The organism is Kitasatospora sp. NPDC091257 (genome assembly GCF_044757675.1).
GTDB lineage: Bacteria > Actinomycetota > Actinomycetes > Streptomycetales > Streptomycetaceae > Kitasatospora > Kitasatospora lactacystinica.
Window position 1 is genome coordinate 1 of sequence record NZ_JBIVVI010001223.1, and the last position, 2633, is coordinate 2633.

At 75.0% G+C, this 2633-nt stretch carries 2 protein-coding genes; one reads left to right on the plus strand and one right to left on the minus strand.

The genetic code is table 11. From position 1 onward, the window contains the following. Positions 1-533 (minus strand): TetR/AcrR family transcriptional regulator (locus tag ACIQOV_RS36550; protein WP_401055110.1); only part of this gene is annotated, 533 nt, incomplete at its 3' end. Positions 534-738: 205 nt separating this feature from the next. On the opposite strand from ACIQOV_RS36550, the gene ACIQOV_RS36555 reads away from it, so the two are divergent. Next, positions 739-2385 carry an amidohydrolase gene (locus ACIQOV_RS36555; protein ID WP_401055111.1) on the plus strand — a complete coding sequence of 549 codons (1647 nt, stop codon included), beginning with the start codon at positions 739-741 and terminating at the stop codon, positions 2383-2385. Positions 2386-2633 lie beyond the last annotated feature (248 nt).

Here is a 2633-nt window from a genome sequence, read left to right on the forward strand (position 1 = left end):
ACGACTTCAACACGTCCTACAGCGCCATGCTGACATCCCTCGAACACGCCTGGGGCGGCAACGGGAACGAGCTCTTCGACGCGATCGGGCACATGTGAGCCCAGGACGAAGCTCTCCAGGGCGGTGATCAGTCCCATCACGTCCCGTGCGGCGAAGCCCGCGTCCTCCAGGGTGGCGACGGCCCGCTCGTACAGCTCGTGCATGAACGATTCGGCCAGCGGCGCGGTGGCGAGCAGCCGGACGATGCCGGGGTGTTCGGCGAAGGCGTCCCGGTAGGCGTGCGCCCAGGTGCGCAGCGCGGCGTCCCAGGACTGGTCCCACATCGACTGCTCGCCGATCGTGCGCACCAGCTCGGCGCGCATCAGGGCGACGATCTCGGCCCGGCCCGTGACGTGGTGGTAGAGCGCGGAGGGGCTGACCTTGAGCGCACCGGCCAGCGCGGGGATGGTGAGGTCCCCCGCCTCGTCGACCAGCCGCAGCGCGGTGTCCACGATGCGCTGCCGGTCCAGCAGGGGTGTGCGCGGCCTGGGCATGCCCGGTTCCTCACCTTCGGGGTCGCCGAGCGGCCCGTCGGCACCGGCAGACCAAGATCGTCGTTATCCAAGCGTTACTGAACGGCTTTCAGTAAAACTCTTCCGCACCCGCCGGTGCCGCGCCTACGGTAACCGAACCCCATTCGGTTGGGCAGGCCGCGCACCCGTCGGCCCGCCCTGCCCCGGAGAGGACGCACACCCCCGCATGCGTGCCGAAACGATCTTCACCGGCGGCCGGATCCACACCGGAGACCCCGCCCTCCCCCGCACCCACGCCCTCGCCGTCGGCGCGGGGCGGATCGCCGCCCTCGGCGACGCCGCCCTCGCCCTGCGCGACGAAGGCACCGAGACCGTCGACCTCGACGGCGGCGCCCTGCTGCCCTCCTTCGGCGACGGACACGTCCACCCGCTGCTCGGCGGCATCGGCCTGCGCGGCGCGCCGGTCCGCGACTGCACCAGCCTGGAGCAGGTCGTGGCGGCCGTCCGCGACTGGGCGCGGCGCCACCCCGAGGCCGAGTGGATCACCGGCGACGCCGTCGACCCGTGGCTGGCCGAGGGCGGACTGTTCGACGCCCGACTGCTCGACGCCGCCGTCCCCGACCGCCCGGTGCTGCTGCGCACCATGGACCACCACACCGGCTGGGCCAACAGCGAGGCGCTGCGCCGGGCCGGGTACGGGCCGGACACCCCCGAGCCGGTCGGCGGCGAGATCGTCCGCCGGCCGGACGGCAGCCCGCTGGGCACCCTGCGCGAGTTCGGTGCGCTCAACCCCGTCCTCGCGCTCGTCCCGCCGCCGCCGTTGGCCGAGCAGGTCGCCGCACTGCGGGAGAGCACCGCCGCGCTCGCGACCGCCGGGATCACCTGGCTCCAGGACGCCTGGGTCGAGCCCGCGCAGGTGGACACCTGGCTGGCGGCCGTCGCCGAGGAGGGCCTGCCGGTCCGGGCCGGGCTCGCCCTGCTGCTCGAACCGGACGGCTGGCGCGAGCGGCTCCCCCGGCTGGCCGCCGACCGCGACCGGGTCGAGGCCGCCGGGCACGGGCGGCTCACCGCGCGGGCGGTCAAGTTCTTCGCCGACGGCGTCATCGAGTCCGGGACGGCCGCGCTGCTGGAGCCGTACAGCGACTGCCCGCACTCCCACGGCGTCGCCAACTGGACCGGCGCCGAACTGGCGGAGGCCGTCACCGCCGTGGACGCGCTGGGCTTCCAGCCGCACATCCACGCGATCGGCGACCTCGGCGTACGGATCGCGCTGGACGCCGTCGAGGCCGCCGCCCGCCGCAACGGGCCGCGCGCCCGCCGTCCGGTGATCGCCCACGTGCAGCTGGTCCACCCCGACGACCTGCCGCGCTTCGCCGAGCTCGGCGTGATCGCCAACTTCGAGCCGCTCTGGGCACAGACCGACCCGCTGATGACCGAGCTCACCCTGCCCCGCATCGGCCCGGAGCGCGGCTCCCGGCAGTACCGGATCGCCGCCCTGCTGCGCGGCGGCGCCCGGGTGTCCTTCGGCAGCGACTGGCCGGTCACCCGCTACGAGCCGCTGGCCGGGCTGGCCACCGCCGTCACCCGGCAGACCCCGGACGGCCTGCCGGACGGCGGCTGGCTGCCCGAGGAGCGGATCGGACTCACCGAGGCGCTGGCGGCGTACTCGGCGGGCGTGGCGCACCAGGCCTTCGAGGAGGCCGAGTGGGGCGTGCTGCGGCCGGGCATGCGGGCCGACCTGGTGCACCTGGCCACCGATCCCTACGCGGTGCCGGCCGGTGAGCTGGCCTCGATCGGGGTGGCGGGCACCTGGCTCGGCGGGCGGCGCACCCACGGCGGCCCGCCCGGTGGCGCCGACCGCTCGACCCGCTGAGGCGCCCCGCTCCCCCGGCAAACCCCAGCCGCCCCGACGGACTTCCCGACCGGTTCCGGCCGTCCCCCACGGCGGCCGTGCCTCGTTCCCCGGTCGGCGGCCGGCGCGTGTCCGCCGCCGACCGTCGCTTCCTCGTTCGCCCGACCTCAGGAGAGCTCCCCCATGAACCCGCCCTCCGACGCGGCCTCCTCCTCCGCGCTCCGTCTCAGGCCAGCATGTTATACGATTTGCACTCTTGCCGACGGAAA

Coding starts and splice junctions, on each gene's coding strand:
- ACIQOV_RS36555 (WP_401055111.1), top strand. CDS start 739: ATGCGTGCCGAAACGATCTTCACCGGCGGCCGGATCCACACCGGAGAC.